This window comes from Tenacibaculum finnmarkense (assembly GCF_900239185.1).
Lineage (GTDB): Bacteria > Bacteroidota > Bacteroidia > Flavobacteriales > Flavobacteriaceae > Polaribacter > Polaribacter finnmarkensis.
The window spans coordinates 20,794-40,948 of record NZ_OENA01000097.1 but is presented as its reverse complement, the minus strand read 5'-3'; the positions used below and the strand labels follow the sequence as shown (position 1 = coordinate 40,948).

Annotated in this window: 18 protein-coding genes; 4 read left to right on the top strand and 14 right to left on the bottom strand. The window is 31.3% G+C overall.

Annotation, left to right across the window (positions count from 1 at the left end; genetic code table 11):
* Positions 1 to 31: 31 nt before the first annotated feature.
* From AQ1689_RS11245 to AQ1689_RS11195, 11 genes are all read right to left on the bottom strand, one after another.
* Positions 32 to 1,120 carry an AMP-binding protein gene (locus tag AQ1689_RS11245; protein WP_101956148.1) on the bottom strand — a complete coding sequence of 363 codons (1,089 nt, stop codon included), beginning with the start codon at positions 1,118 to 1,120 and terminating at the stop codon, positions 32 to 34.
* The gene (locus AQ1689_RS11240; RefSeq protein WP_101956147.1) at positions 1,113 to 2,066 is read right to left on the bottom strand and encodes a CPBP family intramembrane glutamic endopeptidase; all 954 of its coding nucleotides are present in this window, start codon (positions 2,064 to 2,066) and stop codon (positions 1,113 to 1,115) included. Before AQ1689_RS11240 ends, AQ1689_RS11245 begins: the two co-directional genes overlap by 8 nt.
* Positions 2,067 to 2,112: 46 nt before the next feature.
* On the bottom strand, positions 2,113 to 3,153 hold the full coding sequence (locus AQ1689_RS11235; protein WP_101956146.1) for an o-succinylbenzoate synthase: 1,041 nt from the start codon (positions 3,151 to 3,153) through the stop codon (positions 2,113 to 2,115).
* A gap of 127 nt (positions 3,154 to 3,280) precedes the next feature.
* Positions 3,281 to 3,793 (bottom strand): SRPBCC family protein, encoded by a 513-nt coding sequence (locus tag AQ1689_RS11230; protein WP_101956145.1) that lies wholly within the window; start codon positions 3,791 to 3,793, stop codon positions 3,281 to 3,283.
* Between the two features lie 7 nt (positions 3,794 to 3,800).
* Positions 3,801 to 4,478, bottom strand: a complete 678-nt coding sequence (locus AQ1689_RS11225; protein WP_101956144.1) for a metal-dependent hydrolase — start codon at positions 4,476 to 4,478, stop codon at positions 3,801 to 3,803.
* A gap of 34 nt (positions 4,479 to 4,512) precedes the next feature.
* Positions 4,513 to 5,445, bottom strand: coding sequence for a 1,4-dihydroxy-2-naphthoate octaprenyltransferase (gene menA, locus AQ1689_RS11220; RefSeq protein WP_101956143.1), 933 nt, complete (start codon positions 5,443 to 5,445; stop codon positions 4,513 to 4,515).
* A gap of 100 nt (positions 5,446 to 5,545) precedes the next feature.
* Positions 5,546 to 6,187 carry an SPOR domain-containing protein gene (locus AQ1689_RS11215; protein ID WP_101956142.1) on the bottom strand — a complete coding sequence of 214 codons (642 nt, stop codon included), beginning with the start codon at positions 6,185 to 6,187 and terminating at the stop codon, positions 5,546 to 5,548.
* A gap of 17 nt (positions 6,188 to 6,204) precedes the next feature.
* Positions 6,205 to 6,984, bottom strand: a complete 780-nt coding sequence (locus AQ1689_RS11210) for a (Fe-S)-binding protein (protein ID WP_101956141.1) — start codon at positions 6,982 to 6,984, stop codon at positions 6,205 to 6,207.
* Between the two features lie 73 nt (positions 6,985 to 7,057).
* Positions 7,058 to 8,377, bottom strand: coding sequence for a (Fe-S)-binding protein (locus tag AQ1689_RS11205; RefSeq protein WP_232122565.1), 1,320 nt, complete (start codon positions 8,375 to 8,377; stop codon positions 7,058 to 7,060).
* 45 nt (positions 8,378 to 8,422) lie between these two features.
* Positions 8,423 to 9,388 carry an MlaD family protein gene (locus AQ1689_RS11200; RefSeq protein ID WP_101915024.1) on the bottom strand — a complete coding sequence of 322 codons (966 nt, stop codon included), beginning with the start codon at positions 9,386 to 9,388 and terminating at the stop codon, positions 8,423 to 8,425.
* 65 nt (positions 9,389 to 9,453) lie between these two features.
* Positions 9,454 to 10,530 carry an N-acetylmuramoyl-L-alanine amidase family protein gene (locus AQ1689_RS11195; protein ID WP_232122564.1) on the bottom strand — a complete coding sequence of 359 codons (1,077 nt, stop codon included), beginning with the start codon at positions 10,528 to 10,530 and terminating at the stop codon, positions 9,454 to 9,456.
* A 168-nt stretch (positions 10,531 to 10,698) separates the two neighbouring features.
* Here AQ1689_RS11195 and AQ1689_RS11190 point away from each other — a divergent pair, with 168 nt between their 5' ends.
* Positions 10,699 to 13,395: a putative LPS assembly protein LptD gene (locus tag AQ1689_RS11190; protein WP_180947585.1), complete on the top strand. Its 2,697-nt coding sequence runs from the start codon at positions 10,699 to 10,701 to the stop codon at positions 13,393 to 13,395.
* Positions 13,396 to 13,441: 46 nt separating this feature from the next.
* Entirely contained in the window at positions 13,442 to 13,822 is a 381-nt protein-coding gene (locus AQ1689_RS11185) for a Rid family detoxifying hydrolase (protein WP_101956139.1), read from the top strand.
* Between the two features lie 57 nt (positions 13,823 to 13,879).
* On the opposite strand, the gene gap is transcribed toward AQ1689_RS11185, so the two are convergent.
* Both gap and pfkA read right to left on the bottom strand, forming a co-directional pair.
* Positions 13,880 to 14,887 carry a type I glyceraldehyde-3-phosphate dehydrogenase gene (gap, locus tag AQ1689_RS11180; protein ID WP_101956138.1) on the bottom strand — a complete coding sequence of 336 codons (1,008 nt, stop codon included), beginning with the start codon at positions 14,885 to 14,887 and terminating at the stop codon, positions 13,880 to 13,882.
* 31 nt (positions 14,888 to 14,918) lie between these two features.
* Entirely contained in the window at positions 14,919 to 15,902 is a 984-nt protein-coding gene (pfkA, locus tag AQ1689_RS11175) for a 6-phosphofructokinase (RefSeq protein ID WP_101956137.1), read from the bottom strand.
* Positions 15,903 to 16,034: 132 nt separating this feature from the next.
* Between pfkA and AQ1689_RS11170 the strand changes: the two genes are divergently transcribed.
* Positions 16,035 to 17,762, top strand: a complete 1,728-nt coding sequence (locus AQ1689_RS11170; RefSeq protein WP_101956136.1) for a sodium:solute symporter family protein — start codon at positions 16,035 to 16,037, stop codon at positions 17,760 to 17,762.
* Positions 17,763 to 17,824: 62 nt separating this feature from the next.
* Here AQ1689_RS11170 and AQ1689_RS11165 read toward each other — a convergent pair whose 3' ends face one another.
* Positions 17,825 to 19,171 (bottom strand): tetratricopeptide repeat protein, encoded by a 1,347-nt coding sequence (locus tag AQ1689_RS11165; RefSeq protein WP_232122563.1) that lies wholly within the window; start codon positions 19,169 to 19,171, stop codon positions 17,825 to 17,827.
* 576 nt (positions 19,172 to 19,747) lie between these two features.
* On the opposite strand from AQ1689_RS11165, the gene AQ1689_RS11160 reads away from it, so the two are divergent.
* A complete protein-coding gene (locus AQ1689_RS11160; protein WP_101915019.1) occupies positions 19,748 to 20,089 on the top strand; it encodes a DUF2853 family protein in 342 nt (113 codons plus the stop codon).
* The last annotated feature ends 66 nt before the right edge of the window (positions 20,090 to 20,155 follow it).

The window sequence follows — 20,155 nt, the reverse complement described above, 5'->3', positions numbered from 1 at the left end:
AATTAAACTAGCTTTTTTAAGAGTAAAAAAGCTAGTTTAATATTATTTTTTCCAAGGTTTTTTTACGTTGGATTTTTTTCGTGTCTGTTTCTATAAAATCATCAATAAAATAAATTTCTTTAGGAATTTCAAACCTAGTAAGTGTTTTTAAATTTTTAATTTCAAAATCGAAATCATTCTTTGCTTTATCTGAAATTGTATCTTCAATAATTAAAATTAATTTTTCACCTAAAATAGCATCAGAAATTCCGATAACAAAAAAACGGGGTGTTATTATTTCTGATAATTTTTCTTCTATTTTTTCGGGATGTAATTTTACGCCTCCAGAATTAATAACATTATCAAAACGTCCTAACCACTCAAATTTAGTCGCAGAAATCAACTTTACAATATCATTCGTTATTATTTTTTCTTCGGATACTTTTGGTGCTTCAATAACTAAACAATCTCTGGTATCAACAGTAATTTTTACGTTTGATAAAACGCTATAATCAGACGCTGACACAGATTCGTGTTCTTTAAAATTATTCAGTTTTTTAACAGCAATATGCGTAATTGTTTCAGTCATTCCATAAGTAGCAAATACTTTTGTTGAAATATTTTGAATAGCACGTGTCAAATCCGAAGAAACCACGCCTCCACCTACAATTAATTTATCAATTTTGTGTAAATCGGCTAATGAATTTCGCAATTGCAACGGAACCATTGCCGAAAAATCATAGTGTTTTTTAAGTAGTTTTTTATCTTTCAACGGATTAGAATCTGCTATTACAATATCTAATTGCCACCCTAAAGTTAAGGCACGAACTAACATCATTTTACCCGCAATATAATCGGTAGATAAACACAGTAAAGCTGTTGTATTTTCTTTTAAATTAAAAAAATTCCCTGTTGCTAAAGCCGAATTTTTTATAAATTCTTTTTGCAACTTAATCGGTTTTGGTTTTCCTGTTGAACCTGAGGTTTGTACGATTACAAAATCGCGCTCATTAAACCAATCACTTAAAAAAGCATGTATAGATTCTGATATTTTACCAGAAAAAACAAGCAATTCTTCTTCGGATAAAAAAGAAATTCCGTTTAATTGAAAACCCTTATGAAAACGTCTATAATTATTCAATATTCGCTAGATTTCCTTGTGGTTTTTGAATACTTCCTGTTAATTTTTCTTGCCAGTTTTTCCAGCCGTATTTTTTAGAAAACAACAATAAAATTAACGGATACAATACAAAAACAGGTAAAAACATTTCGATACCTACTGAAGGTTCTGAAGTATCAACAAATAAAGCATCTGTTTGAAAAACTGTCCAATTTGTAGTTACTAAAAAAGCAGCTACAATATTATTTATAGCATGTACGCCTAAAACTAACTCTGTTCCTTCATCCATTAAAGTTGTAATTCCGAAGAAAAAACCAGTTCCTATGTAAAAAACCATGGAAATATACCCTAATTTTTCAACCTCAGGATTTGCACCGTGCAATAACCCAAAAGCTACAGAAGTTATAATTAAAGGCATCCATCTATTTTTAAACCAAGTCCCTAAACCTTGCATAAAATACCCTCTAAATAACAACTCTTCAAAACTAGTTTGTAAAGGTAAAAACAAAAAAGAAACGGCTACTAATGTAAAAAAAGGTACAGGTTTAAAGTTCCAAGTATAATTTTCTGGAGATAAAAAAACGCCTAACAACGTTACACTTACGGCAATTATTCCAAAAGTTACAAAACCAAACCAAAAACGGCTCCAATCAATATTTCTACGGCTTGTTACAACTGTTTTGAAAGCTCTTTTATGAATAAATTTTATAGCTACGAATAAAAAAAATAATCCGATAGCAAACATTAATATCATCAGAAATAAAAACAAATTTTTGTCAATTCCTAAGCTCATAAAACTTTCGTTTGCAGCATTCGAAAACTCTCCCAAATTTTTCGAATGTAAAATCGCTACTAATGCCAAAGGAAGTATTCCTATTAATTGCCATCCGAAGAGGATTAAAGTAATCGCAGCGAAGTAATAAAGCCAATTATTTCTTCCTTTATATGCTTGTTGTATAAAATTCATTTGTTAAAAATTTTGATATTATTATGATAATAAAAACTAAATAACGTTAATCTAAATTAAATTCCCAAGCTATTTTACTATTATAACCTAAACTTCCGTTGGAAACTTCTAACGGACTTTCAAAATTATTGGTAAATAAACTCCCTGTTCCTAAGCCTTGCGGCAGCGGGTTCTTTAACGTTTGCGTAAATTGTGCAATGGCATTTAAACCAATATTACTTTCTAATGCTGAAGTTATCCAATTATCGGCATCGTATTTTTTAGCGATTGAAATCCACTGTTCACTTCCTTTAAATCCGCCCACTAAACTTGGTTTTAAAATAATGTATTGCGGTTTAATTGTTTGAATACATTTTTCTTTTTCTTCGGATGTAAAAACACCTATTAATTCTTCATCTAAAGCGATTGGTAATGGTGTTTTTTCACACAAATTTGCCATTTCTTGCCATTGCCCTTGCTTTATCGGCTGTTCGATCGAATGTATGTCTAATTCCGATAATCGTTGTAATTTTTGTAAAGCATCTTTTGGCGTAAATCCGCCATTTGCATCAACTCGTAGCGTTATTTCTTCGGATGAAAATTCTTTACGAATAGATTTTAACAAACCTATTTCTGTTTCAAAATCAATAGCGCCAATTTTCATTTTGATAGTATTAAAACCTTGCTGTAATTTATCTTTAATTTGCTGTTGCATAAAGGCTTTATCACCCATCCAAATTAAACCGTTGATTGGAATATTTTCTGTTCCTTCTGTGAAATTTGAAGGAAATAATTCAAATTTATTTTCTGCTTTTAATGATAAAAAAGCTTGTTCTAAACCAAATTGAATAGAAGGGAAACAAGTCGCTTCAACTAATAACTTTTCTAAACCTTGATTGATATTTGCACAAAACCATTGTAATTTTTCTTCGTAATTTGGAACATCATCAATACTTAAACCTCTAAATAAACCGCATTCTCCTATGCCTGTTTTTCCGTCTTTTTTTAAGATGATAAACCAAGTTTCTTTAGTTCTTAAAATACCTCGAGATGTACCGCTTGCTTGTTTAAAATTCAATAAATGTTTATGATAAGTTGCTTGTATCATCTGTTGGCTTTATTAATGTTTTTTGTTAGAATGTAAGTTGGTTTTGCGTTAGGGATTGCAATGGAAATCCTTTTGTGAGGCACGAACAAAAGATTGTAATGTAAAGCCCGCTCGAACGCCCAAAAAATTATTTTTCTACGTATTCTTTACATTTTTTTAACGATAATAAACTTATTTTTTTGAAAGTCCCTTTAAAATAAGGATACAAACAAGCTGTCATATATGATTTGCTATTTACACTGCTATTTTGAACAATTTTAGTAGTATTTCCGTTGGCTATAAAATTATATTCGGTGGTTTTTACCATTTGATTAGAATGAAACTGAAAAGTTATTTTTTCATTTTCGATATAATCTGAAATTCTTTGAACCATTTTTACTTCCTGTCCATTATTTTCGACAATTACGTTATAAGTACTGCCTAATACACCTGGTTTTTCTTGCTTTGGTTCGATTGATTTTACATCTGGCAACCATTTTTTTAGCTGATCTACATTTTTAAAATTTTCAAAAACGATAGCAATCGGTTTGTTAACTTCAATTTCTGTGCGATATTTAACTTCAGTAATAATGATTCCTGTTAAGAAAAAAACAAGCACTAAAGCAGTTACAATTCCTAAAATTATTTTTATTGATTTCATGCAGATATTATAAATTTATAGTTTGTCCTATTTCTAAAATAGTCAATTCTTTATTAGCTTTCGTAAATTTGCTTTTGGCATCATTCACATCAATTTCTATCGGTGGAAACGTGTTAAAATGACAACCGATTACTTTGTTACATTCAACTAAATTACTAGCAATAATAGCATCTTCAATACCCATTGTAAAGGTGTCGCCTATTGGAAAAATAGCTGCTGTTAATTTTGTAGTCATCGGAATTAATTTCATATCCATAGTAACGGCAGTATCTCCAGCAACATATAATGTTTTTTCTTCGGATGAAATTACAAATCCGCCTGGTTGCCCTCCGTAAGTTCCATCGGTAAATGAAGAGGTATGAATTGCATTTACATATTTCGCTGAAAAAGCATCAACTTTAAAAGTTCCACCATGATTTACAGCGGCTGTTTTGAAATTTTTAGCGCTATAATATTGTGCTATTTCAAAATTAGAAATAATGGTTGCACCTGTTCTTTCTGCTATAAGTTCAGCATCTAAAACATGGTCTTGATGTGCGTGTGTTACTAATATATAATCCGCTTTAATATCGTTCATTTCAATATTTGATGCCAACGGATTTCCTGTAATAAATGGATCTACTAATAAATGTGTTCCGTTAATTTCGATACCGAAACAAGCATGTCCGTAAAATGTAATGTTCATTGTATTCTTTTTATAATATTAGTTTGTAAGCTTGCTATAAAACGTTTCCTAAAGCAAATAAAATTGAAAATAAAAAAGTACTTAATGCTACTTTTTTTAATTCGCCGTCTAATAAGGGTTCTTCTTTATTTTTATAGACAAAAAATAAATGTTTTATAATTGGTAAATAAGCGAGTATAAATAAAAATTGCAAAGGCGATTTATAGCTAATTACTACATATATCATTGCAAATAAAAAGGATGCAATAATCAAATTATAATGATACAATTTAGCTAGTTTAGCTCCCATTTTAACAACTAAGGTGTTTTTACCAACTTTTGCATCGTTTACTCTATCTCGCATATTATTTAAGTTCAAAACAGCCGTACTTAACAATCCGATAGTAATTGCAGGTAAAAAAACAGTAAAGTTTAATTGTTTCGTATATAAAAAATACGTTCCTACAACGGCTAATAATCCGAAGAAAACAAATACAAAAACATCACCAAAACCACTGTAACCATAAGCCGATTTACCAACCGTGTATTTTATAGCGGCAACAATAGAGGCAACTCCTAATCCGAAGAAAATGACGGAATATAAAAAATTATCTTTTCCAAAAGATACATAAATAAGCAATAATGCCACGATTAAAGTAATAACTGCGGTAATAATTATTGCCATTTTCATCTGTTTTGGCGTAATTGCTCCTGAGCAAACCATACGGGCTTCTCCTTCTCTGTTATCGTCTGTTCCTTTGATGCCGTCTCCGTAATCATTAGCGAAATTTGATACTACTTGAAAACCTATTGTTGTTAATATTGCTAGCCAAAAAATAGGCGTTTGCCAGAAAGAACTTGTGGTGTTTTCTGAAAGTATGGTTGTTGATAAAAAGGCTTCAAAACCTAAGGCGCTTCCCACAATAATTCCTGAAACCGATAACGGTAAGGTTCGTAAACGTGCTGCTTTTATAAAATTTTTAATCATTTATTATTTTGTTTTAATAATTTGAAACATAAAAAAGGAAAGAGTAAATCTTTCCTTTTTTAAGATGTAACTTTCTAAATTATGTTTTTTATGCGTTTTTTTAATCAGTACTTGACTCTTTTAAAGTATCGAAAGGATCTGTATTTGATAATTTTACAGCAGTACTAATCGATATTTTTTTTCCGTTACGTAATGCAACTACAAATCCATCTTTAATACCTATTTTTTTTATTTCATCTCTAAATATTCGAGCATTTTGATAGGTAGAAAAAGCGCCTGCAATATATTTTTCTGTTTTTTCACCTAAATTGTTAGGCATTTTTCGAATCCCTCCTTCTTGTGTTAATGTCTCAGGCATTTTAAGATTTCCAAAAGCACCAATTTGAACGGTGAAAACAATTTTATTTTTTACTAAAAGAGCCACTGTTTTTTGTTTTTTTAACCGTGCCGATTCTTCTAATTTTGTTACATTATTAATGCTATCGATTAATTTTTCTAACGATTTCTTTTGATGATTAATCGCTGTAAATTTATCATGTTTATAATACATGTTTACAATCAAAAATAAAACTAAGGTCCCTAATGCAAAAATAAGTAAAATTCGGTGTTTTTTACCGCTGCTAATTTTGACATTTTCTAATTTTAAGTCAATATAACCTCGTTCAAGATCTTTTTCTTTTTCTTTTAAATGATCTAACTCTTTACATATTTTAAGAAACTCTTTATCATCTATTAAAGGCATCTTTTTATTTTTTGGAACTATAAATTATTAGCATCAGCAATTAATTCGGCAATATCTTGCACGATAACTTGATCTTCTTTTAGTTTAAATTTTACACCATCAGTCATCATGGTATTGCAATATGGGCAACCTGTTGCTATAATTTCTGGATTGGTTTTTAAAGCATCTTCGGTTCGTAAAATATTAATTTCTTTATCCCCTTTTTCGGCATCTTTAAACATTTGTGCACCTCCTGCACCACAACATAAAGCAGTAGATTTATGACGTTTCATTTCGGTCATTTTAACCCCTAAACTTCGTAATAATTCACGTGGAGTTTCATAAATTTCGTTGGCTCTACCTAAATAACAAGGATCATGATAGGTTAATCGTTTGCCTTTTAAATTAGTGTCATCTATTGATAAACGCCCGTCTTTTATTAATTTACTGATAAATTGCGTGTGATGATATACTTCATAGCTACCTCCTAATTCAGGGTATTCATTTTTTAAGGTATTAAATGAATGTGGGTCGCAGGTTACTATTTTTTTTATTTCGTATCCGTTTAAAACCTCAATATTCATCATTGCCTGCATCTGAAACAAAAATTCATTTCCTGCTCTTTTTGCTGCATCTCCTGTTGAACTTTCTTCAGTTCCTAACACCGCAAAATTTACATTTGCGAGGTATAATATTTTTACAAATGCTTTGGTTATTTTCTTTGCTCTATCATCATAACTTCCTGCCGCTCCTACCCAAAACAACACCTCTGGTTGTTTTCCTTGCGCCATCATTTCTGCCATCGTTGGTACTATCATAATTTACAAATTTTTGAATTATAGGTTTTGAATTAATACAATTCAGCACGTATAATTGTTAATTAAAAAATGTTTATTCTTCGTCTTTCCAGTTTAATCTATCTTGCTGGCTATACTGCCAAGGCGCTCCGTTATTTTCAATATTTGCCATCATTGAATTTAATTCTTGTGGTGCTGCTGATTCTTCCATCACCAAATAACGACGCATTTCTAAAATAATAGATAAAGGATCAATATCTATCGGGCATTCTTGCACACAAGCATTACAACTTGTACACGCCCATAATTCTTCCGGAGAAATATAATCGTTTAATAATTGCTTTCCATCGTCTTTAAAAACACCGTCGTTTGCATCAATATTTTTACCAACCTCTTCTAAACGATCACGTGTTTTCATCATAATAGCACGTGGCGATAATTCTTTTCCTGTTAAACTTGCCGGGCATGACGAGGTACAACGTCCACACTCGGTACAGGTATAAGCGTTCATTAATTGTACCCAGTTTAAATCGGTAACATCGGAGGCTCCAAATTTCTCAGGAACTTCTTCTTCTGCTCCTTCTTCGGGCATAGCATACGGATCAGCATCGGGGTCCATCATCATTTTTACTTCTTTAGTAACCGAGGCAACATTTGTAAATTGTCCTTTTGGTTTTAAATTGGCAAAAAAGGTGTTTGGAAATGCTAATAAAATATGTAAATGCTTTGAATAATATAAATAATTTAAGAAAATTAAAATTCCTATAATATGCACCCACCAAGCTGATTTTTCAATAATATGTAGTGTTTCTGCTGAAAAACCATTAAATAAAGGCGCTATAAATTGAGAAACTACATTTCCTGTTCCTGCTTCTTGAAAAGGAATATCCGTAGCATTCATAATTAAGAATAATGACATTAATACCATTTCAAAATATAGAATAATATTCCCATCGTTTTTTGGCCAACCTGTCATTTCTTTACTCCAGAAACGTTTTACTCTTTGGATATTTCTACGCAGCCAAAAAATAGTAACTGCTACAAAAACTAAGGCAGCTAAAATCTCAAAATTACCGATTAAAAATCCGTAAATGGCATCACCTAAAATAGGTTGAAAAACACGGTGTGTTCCTAATAACCCATCAATTACAATTTCTAGCATTTCGATATTAATCAAAATAAATCCTACATACACTACAATATGTAAAATTCCTGAAAGCGGACGACGAACCATTCGGTATTGTCCTAAGGCTATTTTTGCCATATTTTTGAAACGCTCAGGCTTCCTGTCAGACCGATCAATGTCTTTTCCTAATTTGATATTTCTTATCAGCTTGCGAACATTCATTACAAAGTATCCAATACCTGTAATTAAAATTGCTGCAAAAATAATGTTTGATAAATATTTCTCCATCGTTCTATATTTATTTAAGTTTGTAAAGGGTTTGTATTTATAAGCTTATTTAGAGCTTATGTTTTTGCTATTTGCTTCTTTATTATAAGGTATTGCTTTTTTACCAAATAATGATATATGAACAAATCTTTTGGGATTTAACTTCATTTCTCGCAATAGTTCTTCCATTTCTTTAGAAGCATTGGTTAAATTAGTGTACATTTTATCATCAGTCATTAACTTTCCTAAAGTTCCATTACCCGCTTTCATATTTGCTAATAAACCGTTTACATTTCCTAGGGTTGTTTCTAGTTTTTTAACGGTTGCACCTAAATTAGAGTTGGCTAAATCATCTGATAATTTTGAGAAGTTATCCGTAATTTTTTTAGTATTTGTAAGCGTTGCTGTTAGGTTTTCTTTATTATCAACCAATAAATTATTTACTGATTTTAATGTTTTTTGAATACCTGTTATTGTTCCTTCTAAACCACGAATACTGCTATTTAAACTTGTACGTGATTTTTGATCTAGCACAGTATTCATTCCTACTAATAATGAATCAGCGCCTATAAGTACGTTTTGTAAATTTGACTGAATAGGGTTTAATTTTTCACCTACAGATGAAAAAAGATCCGATTCTACCTCTCCTTTTAAATAATCACCAGAAACAGCAAGTCCGCCATCATATTTTGGTACTATTGCTAAATTTTGCCCACCCATTAAGCTTGCTGAGTAAATTCGAGCAATACTATTTTTAGAAAATTCAAAATCGCTATCTAAAGATATCTCTACTAATAAAACACCTTGTTTTTCAGGGGTTGTATTAAACGAAATATCATCAATTTTACCAACTTTTAAGCCGTTTATGGTTACTAAACTTGCCTTGTTAAGCCCGTTAATATTTTTATACTCCACAAAAAACTGCCTGCGACTACCGCTAAATAAATTTTCTCCTTTTAAAAAATTATAGCCCCAAATAAATAATACGATAATAACAACAGCAACAATACCAGTTTTAAGTTCTTTTGACATATATAAAAATTATAGCACGAAAATACTAATAATTTTCGGGAGTAGAAATATTGATTTCTGCTAAATCAACGGTTTTTTAACGCTTGTTTAACCGATATTCTTTTACCATTTTTAAAAGCAACCACCCAGGCATCTTTATACCCTGCCTTTCTTACCTTAATCAGGCTGCTATTTGCTTTAGATAAACGCGTCGAACTTCCGTAGTAATATTTATAATAACCGCTAATATATTTTGATTCTATGTTTTTTAAGCCTCTAAAATTAAAATTTCGCTTATTTAATCGTTTTTTAGACGCTGCTATTTGTACTTTAAAGAGTATCTTTTTTTTACGAACTGCTTGTTTTTTTCTTTTAACAGCTTTCTTTTTTCTAATAACAACGGTTTTTTTAGGCTTAGAAACCGCTACTACATCTTGATTAACAGTGTTTAATTTTAACCTTTTTACATATTTTTTAATAGCAGTAGCAATTGATTTTGCCATTTTTAACTGCCCGTACTTTGAATTTAAAAACCGTCCTTCTGTTTTGTTTGATAAAAAACCTAACTCAATTAAAACACTTGGCATAGCGGTTTCACGCAGTACTAAAAAATTAGCCTGCTTTACTTTTCGGTCATATCTTTTGATGCTTTTAAAATTGGTTTGCACAAAACTAGCCAACGCCAAACTTGCATCTAAGTTTTCTTCCTGTAAAACAGATAATCCAATTAAAGACTCAGGCGAATTAGGATCGTAATCATAATTTTTCCTATAATTATCTTCTAATAAAATTACAGCATTTTCTTTTTTTACAATTTCAAAATTCTCATCATTCCCTTTTAAACCAAGCACATAGGTTTCTGAACCATGTGGTTTTACTGATTTATTAGAATTACAATGTATCGATACAAATAGATCCGCATTTTTCTTATTAGCAATACTAGCGCGTTTATGAAGCTCTATAAAAACATCTTTCGTTCGGGTATAACGAACATTAATACTTGGGTCTTTTTTTAAAATAGCCCCTATTTTCAGAACTAATTTTAAGGCTATTTTTTTTTCGATATATGCACCTCTCGAAGCACCAGCGTCCTTTCCCCCATGACCAGCATCTAAAACAATAGTGTATTTTTTTTGGGCAAAAACACCCTGTGAAACCCACAAAAAACAAAAAATGAAGATTAAAAATAAAAAATTATTTTTCAAGTGATTATATTTACGTAATTTTAAGAATTGCATCAATAAAATTTAACTATTTTTGGTTTTTGTATTTTGGCATACAAATAGCACGCCAAAGCTTTTAAATATAACACAAAAATAGCATTTATAACATTGCGAACAAATCTAACTTACATACTTTTAGTTTTCTGCCTTTTTTGTTATCAAATTAGCGCAGCTCAAGACATTGGTAACTCAAGGATTACCTCTAAGAAAACGAAAAAAAAGACAATAATAAATCAATCAAAAGATAGCCTAATTGATTTAAAAAAAGAGCAACTTTTAAACTTTAAAAAAGACAGCATTGCAAACGACTCTATTAAACCAAAAGAGGTTATTGATGGAATTATTACTCACAATGCAGAAGATTACACCATTCAAAATGCAAAAAATAAAACAGTAACCTTATACAACAAAGCGCAAGTAACCTATACTGATATTGATTTAAAAGCAGGAATTATTGTTTTAGATTATAAAAACAATACCGTATATGCCAAAGGAATAAAAGACAGTTTAGGTTATCATCAAAAACCAGTTTTTAAACAAGGAGCACAAGAATCGGAACAAGATTCTATTTTATTTAATTTCAAGACAAAAAAAGCCCTTATTTACGGTGTAAAAACGGTTCAAGATGGAATTATAACCTATGCCGAAAAAACAAAACGAGTAAACGATTCTACTATTTACATGCGTAAAATGCGTTTTACAACCTCTAAAAAGAAACGTCCCGATTATTATATACAAACCAGTAAAGCAAAACTTGTTCCTGGTAAAAAAATAATTATAGGCGCTAGTCATTTAGTATTGGCAGACGTACCAACACCCTTAGTTTTGCCATTTGCCTATTTTCCTTTAACTGATAAAAGAACCTCTGGTTTTATCATCCCTTCTTGGGGAGAAAACAACAGTCAAGGTTTTTTTATGCAAAATGGTGGATATTACTTTGCCTTAAGCGATTATTTTGATTTAACTGTTTTAGGTGATTTATATACCAATGGAAGTTGGGGCTTACAAGTAGAATCTAGTTATTATGTACGCTATAAATTTAGCGGGAATTTTAATTTTCAATTTCAAAACAAAATTCAAGGAATCAGAGGTTTATCAAACTATAATAAAAGGTCTAGTTTCAATATTAATTGGAGTCATAATCAAGATTCAAAAGCAAGCCCAAACTCTAAATTTTCAGCAGCGGTTAATTTAGGAAGCAGTCGTTTTTTCTTAGAATCACAAAATCAAGCAAATAATGCTCGGGCAATAGACAACAGTTTAAACTCTTCTATATCTTACTATAAAAAGTTTGTTGGTACTCCTTTTAATATGAGTTTAACCTTGCAACATGGTCAAAATACGAATACCGAAAAAATAACCATGACACTACCTTCTTTGCAGGTAAATTCAGAACCACTTTATCCGTTTACAGGGAAAGATGGTGCTAAAAACAATGCCATTCAAAAAATGGGATTTAATTATAATATGCAAGGGCGTTATGAAATAAATACTACTGATGATGAATTTTTTACTCCTAAAATGTTTAAAACAGCTAAGTCAGGAGTTCAACATAGTTTAAGCACTAGTACTAGTTTAAAAGCCTTTAAGTACTTTACTTTATCGCCTAATGCAAGCTATAAAGATGTTTGGTATTTTGATAAAATTCATAAACGATACGACCCTAAAAAGATTAATGCTAGTAAAAATTTAGGCGCAGTTGTAAACGATACTATTAGTGGTTTTAATCGATATCATAATTATAATTTTGGCGCATCATTATCAACCAATATTTATGGTACTTTTAACTTTAAAAAAGGGCGTTTAAAAGCCATTCGTCATACTATTAGACCATCTATTTCTTACGGATATACGCCTAATTTGGCTAAGAATTACGACCTACAAGTACAGCAAAGCTCAGACCCTACTGACCTACTTACTTATTCGCCTTTCGAAGGAGGAATATATGGTAAACCTGCAAATGGAACCTCAAATGCAATTGGTATTTCGGTAAACAATGTTTTAGAAGCTAAAGTTGCACCAAAAGACCCTGATAGCGATGCCGATGATCAGAAAATAATGCTTTTAAATAACTTAGATTTTTCTACCAGATATGACATTACTAAAGATAGTATTCGTTGGAGTGATGTTTCTGTAAACGCAAGCACACGATTATTTAAAGACAAGTTAGCCTTAAATACCAATATGTCTTTAGACCCATATCAAATAGATAAAAACGGGAAGCAAATAGATAAATTTAACGCGAATTTATTTAGAGTAAAACAAATAGGATTAACAGCAAACTATTCATTGTCAAGCAAAGATTTTAGCAAGAATAAAGAAGGTGAAAAGAATCCTAATAAAAATAATGGAAATGGTGCGCAAGACACTCCTGACTTATTTGGGCAAACATCTCAAAATGCCAATGATTTTTCTAACACATCAAAAAACAAAAATAAAGACGTAGCAGAAACGGTATTGTACCATCATAAAATACCATGGACATTAAACTTAATTTACACCATGAACTATGGTAATGATGGGCTTAAAAGTGGCATTAATATAAACACTTTACGATTTAGCGGAAACATAGAATTATCACCCAAATGGGGCGTTGGTTTCAATTCTGGTTACGATATTAAAAACAATGGATTTTCTTATACCAATTTAAATTTTTCTAGAGATTTAGACAGTTGGCGTTTAAATTTTGGTTGGACACCCTTCGGACCAAGAACTTCTTACAATTTCTTTATCGGTGTAAAATCAGCAGTATTAAGCGATTTGAAATGGGATAAAAATAAACCGCCAGATAGAGCCTTATTTTAATCGAAAATAACACACACTTTTAATACATCAAAAGATAAAATATACTATGAAAAAAATTATCACTACCTCAAAAGCTCCTGCACCTATTGGTCCTTATAACCAAGCTATTTTAAGCGGAAACACCTTATATACCTCAGGACAGATTGCTTTTAATCCTGAAAATGGTGAATTAGTAATGGACACCATCGAAATTGAAACAAAACAAGTAATGGAAAATATGAAAGAAGTTTTAGTCGCTGCTGAAATGACTTTTGAAAACGTAGTAAAAGCATCTATTTTTATTTCTGATATGAATAACTTTGCTAAAATAAACAGCGTTTACGCCCAATATTTTGATGAAGCAACTGCACCTGCAAGAGAAACTGTAGAGGTAGCAAATTTACCGAAATTTGTAAATGTAGAAATTAGCATGATTGCCGTTAAATAACCATACTAAAATAATCAAAAAACCCCCGCTAATAGCGGGGATTTTTAATTCTAAATTTCAGCTTTTAAACATTGATAAAGAAGCTGAATATTCTATTAAATCTACAATTTTTGTAGCGTAACCATATTCGTTATCGTACCAAGAAATTACCTTAAAAAAGTGTTCGTTCAGTTCTAAACTTGCTGCTGCGTCAATTACCGATGTATGTGTTTCTGAAACAAAATCTTGAGAAACAACCGCATCTTCAGTATAACCTATAATTCCTTTAAATTCATTTTGAGAAGCCTTTTTAAAAGTTTCCATAATTTCTTTTAACGAAGTTGCCTTTTGAGTTTTAAAAGTCAAATCGATTAAAGAAACATCTGCCGTAGGTACTCGAACTGCCATTGCCGTTACTTTCCCTTGCATTTCAGGAATCACTTTTACCAACGCTTTTGCCGCTCCGGTAGAGGTTGGAATAATATTATTCATTGCCGAACGTCCTCTACGCCATTTTTTATTAAAACCATCAACAGCATTTTGTGTAGCCGTTGCCGCATGAACCGTAGTCATTATACCTTCGGTTAAGCCGTAAGCATCATTAATTACCTTTACTACAGGTGCCAAACAATTTGTAGTACAAGAAGCGTTTGAAAAAACCACCTCATCGGCTTTTAAATCTTGATGGTTTACCCCCATCACATACATATTGGCATCTTTTGATGGCGCTGAAATAATTACTTTTTTAGCACCGCCTTTTATATGTAAAGCTGCTTTTTCTTCATCAGTAAATAAACCTGTTGCTTCTAAAATATAATCTGCCTGTACAGCATCCCATTTTAAATTTTCAGGGTTTTTATCCGAAGAAATTCTTATTTCTTGTCCGTTTACAATTAAATTTCCTTCTTTTATTTCAATATCACCATCAAAACGACCGTGTACAGAATCATATTTTAATAAATAGGCTAAATACTCCACATCTAACAAATCATTGATCGCAACAACTTGTATATTTTCTCTTTTCATGGCAGTACGAAATGCTAACCTTCCTATTCTACCAAACCCGTTAATTCCTATTTTTATCATTATGTTAACTATTTAATATTCTTATTTTAAATTATGTGGTCATAATATCAGAAACTCTTAAAAGTTCCATATTTATACTATTATTTCCTTTTATTGCTTTTTCTAAAGTAGTTGTTGCTACCTTATTATTCTGAAGCCCAACCATTAAATTGGTTTTTCCGTCAAGTAATAATTCAACCGCTTTTACACCTAATCTGCTCGCTAAAACTCGGTCAAAACAACTAGGAACGCCACCTCTTTGCAAATGTCCTAAAACAGATACTCGAACTTCATATGCTGTCATGTTTTTTTCAACATAATCGGCTAATTCAAATACATTTTTACCTGTTTTATCTCCTTCGGAAACCACTACAATACTTGATGATTTACCACTTTTACTACTTTTCTTTAAAGATGCTAACATACGCTCTAATCCTAAATTTTCTTCAGGAATTAAAATTTCTTCAGCTCCTGCACCAACCCCTGCATTTAAGGCGATAAACCCCGCATCTCTCCCCATCACCTCAACAAAAAACAATCGATTATGCGATGATGCCGTATCTCTAATTTTATCAATCGCTTCAACAACCGTATTTAAAGCCGTATCGTAACCAATAGTGTGGGATGTTCCGTAAATATCATTATCAATCGTTCCTGGAATTCCGATAACAGGAAAATCAAATTCCTTGCCAAAAAGAACCGCACCTGTAAAAGAGCCATCGCCACCGATAACAATTAAAGCATCAACCTTATTTTCTAGTAATTTTTCGTGTGCTTTTTTCCGCCCTTCTTTGGTTCTAAAATCATCAGAACGCGCCGTTTTTAATATAGTGCCCCCTTTATTGATAATATTATTAACACTTCGAGCTGTAAAAGAAACTAAATCGCCTTCTATTAAACCTTGATATCCTCTATAAACACCCATACATTGAGTCTGATAATAAGCACATGTTCTTACTACCGACCTAATTGCTGCGTTCATTCCTGGGGAATCTCCTCCAGAGGTCATGACTGCTATTTTTTTTATTTTCATCATAAAATAAAGTGAATATCAAATTTACTCTTTTTAAGTGGTTTTTTATCAAAAGATAAAATCATTTTTTAGGGTTTAGCAGAAATTTAACGTATCATATTATTTAACTACATTTAGCCCTTTAAATAAAACTAGATGACATTAACGACGCTTGATTACGCAATTATTATAGGATTTTTTCTCATTTCATTACTTATTGGTGTTTGGGCATCAAAATCGGCAGGAAAAAGTAGTGCTGATTTTTTTTTATCAGGTAGAAATATGCCTTGGTGGCTTTTAGGAGTTTCGATGGTTGCTACCACTTTTGCCGCCGATACACCAGGTTTAGTAACCGAATTGGTGCGTAAAAATGGTGTTTCAGGAAACTGGGTTTGGTGGGCAATGCTGCTCACAGGAATGCTAACCGTATTTTTTTATGCGAAATTATGGCGAAAATCAGGAATTACTACTGATTTAGAATTTTATGAATTGCGGTATTCGGGTAAAATGGCTGGTTTTTTAAGAGGATTTAGAGCTATTTATTTGGGCGTAATTTTTAATATTATTACCATGGCTGGAGTTTGCTTGGCAGGGGCTAAAATCGCAAATATTTTATTAGGAATATCACAAAGTGAAATGCTAATCTATTCGTCTATTATTGTGGTTATTTATTCGTCTTTAGGCGGATTAAAAGGTGTTTTACTTACCGATTTTGTTCAATTTATACTTGCCATGATTGGTTCGGTTTGGGCTACGATTTATATTGTAAATATGCCTGAAATAAATGGTTTATCAAATTTATTAAGCCATCCAAATGTAAGCGGGAAATTAAATATGTTACCTGATTTTTCAAATACGGAATCGTTAATTACTTTGTTTATCATTCCGTTTGCCGTGCAATGGTGGAGTACTTGGTATCCTGGAGCAGAGCCTGGTGGTGGCGGATATATCGCTCAAAGAATGCTTGCTGCTAAAGATGAAAAAAATGCTACCTGGGCAACTTTATTTTTCAATTTTGCACATTATGCCTTGCGTCCTTGGCCGTGGATTATTGTCGGGCTGGCATCTTTAATTATTTTCCCTAGTTTAGAAAGCATGAATCAGGCATTTCCTAATTTATCCCAAGAAATGCAAGGGCATGATGTTGGTTATGCCGCTATGATGACTTATTTACCCGCAGGTTTACTAGGGATTGTATTAACTTCTTTAATAGCCGCTTTTATGAGTACGATTTCTACCCAATTAAATTGGGGAAGTTCGTATATAGTGAATGATTTTTACAGTCGTTTTATCAATAAAGAAGCTTCGGAAAAACAAAAAGTTGTTGTTGGGCGAATTTCTACCGCTTTATTAATGATTTGTGCCGCCTTATTTTCATTTTATTTGCAATCGGCTAAAGATGTTTTTGATTTATTATTGCAAATTGGTGCAGGAACAGGCTTATTATTTATTTTAAGATGGTTTTGGAGCCGAATTAATCCGTACAGTGAAATTGCTGCAATGGGAATATCATTTATAATTGCGCTTTTCTTTTTTATCAACAGAAAATTAGAAAATCCATTTTTTGAAATCGCAGGCTACTGGCAATTAATTATTGGTGTCGTAATTACTACTTTCGGATGGATTTTAGTAACGCTTTTAACAAAACCTACGGATAAAAAAACAATTGATAATTTTGAGGGTTTAATTTTTGAAGGCGAAGATAAATTTAAAAATATCGGTATAAAAATTGTCGGTTTTATTACGGGAACAATCGGAGTTTATAGTTTTTTATTCGCTACAGGAAACTGGATTTACGGCAAAACATTACTAGCATCAATATTAACTGTAACAACTTTAATTTGTATAGGGATTTTACTAAAAATTTGGAAGCGAATTTCCTAAGTTTTTCAGCTTATTTTAGGTGATTTTTTTATCCAAAGAAATAAAAAAAAGCCTTGAAATAATTATTTCAAGGCTTTTTTATAATCAGAAACCATTTCTTGAACTTTTTCATGCTCAAAAACAGTAGGATACAACTCATTTATAATATCGTGCAATTCAAAATTAATCGCCAACGCATTTTTTAAATGTGTTAAACCATAGGCTTGCTTGTCTAAAATCATAAACAAACCACACAAACGATATTCAATTTCAGCAAAGTCTTCATATAATTTTTTCGCTTTAATCAACGTTTTTAAGGCTTCATCAAATTCACCTAAAAACAATAAAATATCTGCCAAATCAGTATAAACTTCCATTTCATCGTCACCTAATTCAATGCAAGTATAAAGTCCTTTTACAGCCTCTTCATAAAAATTTAATTTTAAGCTTATATCGCTATATATTCGCCAATAAAAAGGATTTATTTCATCTATTTTAATCGCTTTTTTCACATAATACAATGCTTTCTGATAATTCTGATCTTCAAAACAAATAGTTGTTAATAATATCCAGGCTTTGTCTAACGATGGATCTTGAGCAACGGCTTTTTTGTAAAAATGAATTGCCGCATTAACATTTTCTAACTTTTCGTAACACTCCCCTATTCTTATATATGAAAAAGCAGTAGGATCGTCTAACTCTAAGGTTATTTTATAGTTTTTAATAGCCTCTTCATAGCGGTTTAAATCTTCTAATGTTTTTGCCATTTCTAAATAACCAGCGATAAAAGTTTCATCGATTAATACCGAATATTCAAATGCCGTAAGCGCCTCTCTATACATGCCTATTTCGGCATATTTTCTACCTAATTGATGCCAAGCCACCTCACAATAAGGGTTTTTATCTATATAGGTGTTTAAAAATTGTATCGCCTCAATATGCCTTTCTTCTACATCAAAACAATACACAATATTATATAAAGACGAAAAATCTTCGGCATCAAAAGCTACACATTTTTCAAAATTTAAACGGGCATTTTTATAATCGTCTAAATACAAATACTCCATACCTAACATTGACCAAATATCTGCTGGATCTTCTATAAAAGATAAGGACTCTTTTAAGACAGCAATCGCTTCAATATGCAATTCCTTTTTAGATAAAATTAATGCTTTTTGAATAAAAACCTCATCGTTATAAGGCTCAACAGCTTCAATATTTTTCAGTAATTGAGTGGCTTCTTTTAGTTCATTATCAAAAACTAAAAGCTCTACTTTCATCAATTTTAATTGAATTGATGACGGATGCTGTTCTAAACCTAAGGCAACCGCTTTTTTAGCTAAAGAATTTTTAGCTATATTTAAATAGTGTTCAATAATTGTTTCAAACTCAACAGCATCAAAAAAATAGACATCGTTGGTTTTCAACATAGATTCAAATTTTAATATCGACATAGGCTACCTGTTTGATTATAGCTAAATATACTACAATAATAATACCTAATTACTTTATTTTATTTTTGTTTTCAACAATTTAATTAACAACAATTCAATACAAGGCGCTAGGGTTAAAATAATACTTATTAGGAGCTGTTTCCTGCTTTACGCACTCGCTCTCTGCGAGGAGCTCAAACAATTGCTGCAATCAGGGCTAAGCCACAACAAGCGTGTTTTTATTACCTTCGTATAACAATTGGTTTATCTACAAAAAATAAGTTCCTATATTTTTACTGTCAATTTGACTTTTTACTGTCAAAGGATGCTTAAAAAATGATAAACTTGTTTTTTTAAGCTAAAAAACACCCTATTTTAACCACTCAAAATAATACTATTATTATAAATTACTCCTTAAAAACACCAAAATCACAATAAATTATTCGAATTTATTAAAATAAATAACAACTATACAATATCTATTTTTCTTATTTGAAAGAACAAATTATTTAGCTATATTTGGAATCATTAATGCTACAACACCTAGATTAACAAATAATTAAAAGAAAAAAGATGAGTAAATTTGACGAAAAAGTAGAATTGTATAAAAAGTTTATGGACGACAGAAAACTGTCTGTAAACCTTGAATTATTAACAGCAGTAACTAAAGGATTAGGTCCTTCAATTTACAAAACAGATGCCGAAACAGTATCAGGTACCGACCCAAAAGAATTGCTAACCGTTAAAAACAACTTTTTAATAAAAAAGTTAGGTTTAGCAGATACCGCTGAATTAGACCAAGCTATTGACCAAGTTATGGAACAAATAGGACGCTCAGAAAGAAAGAAATACAGAGCTGTAGTGTACTATTTATTAGCAAAGAAATTTAACAAAGAAGCAGTGTACGGAATGTAAGCGAAATACAAAATGCACATTTTTCATAAAAAAAAGTCCTGTATTGATTTTAATACAGGACTTTTT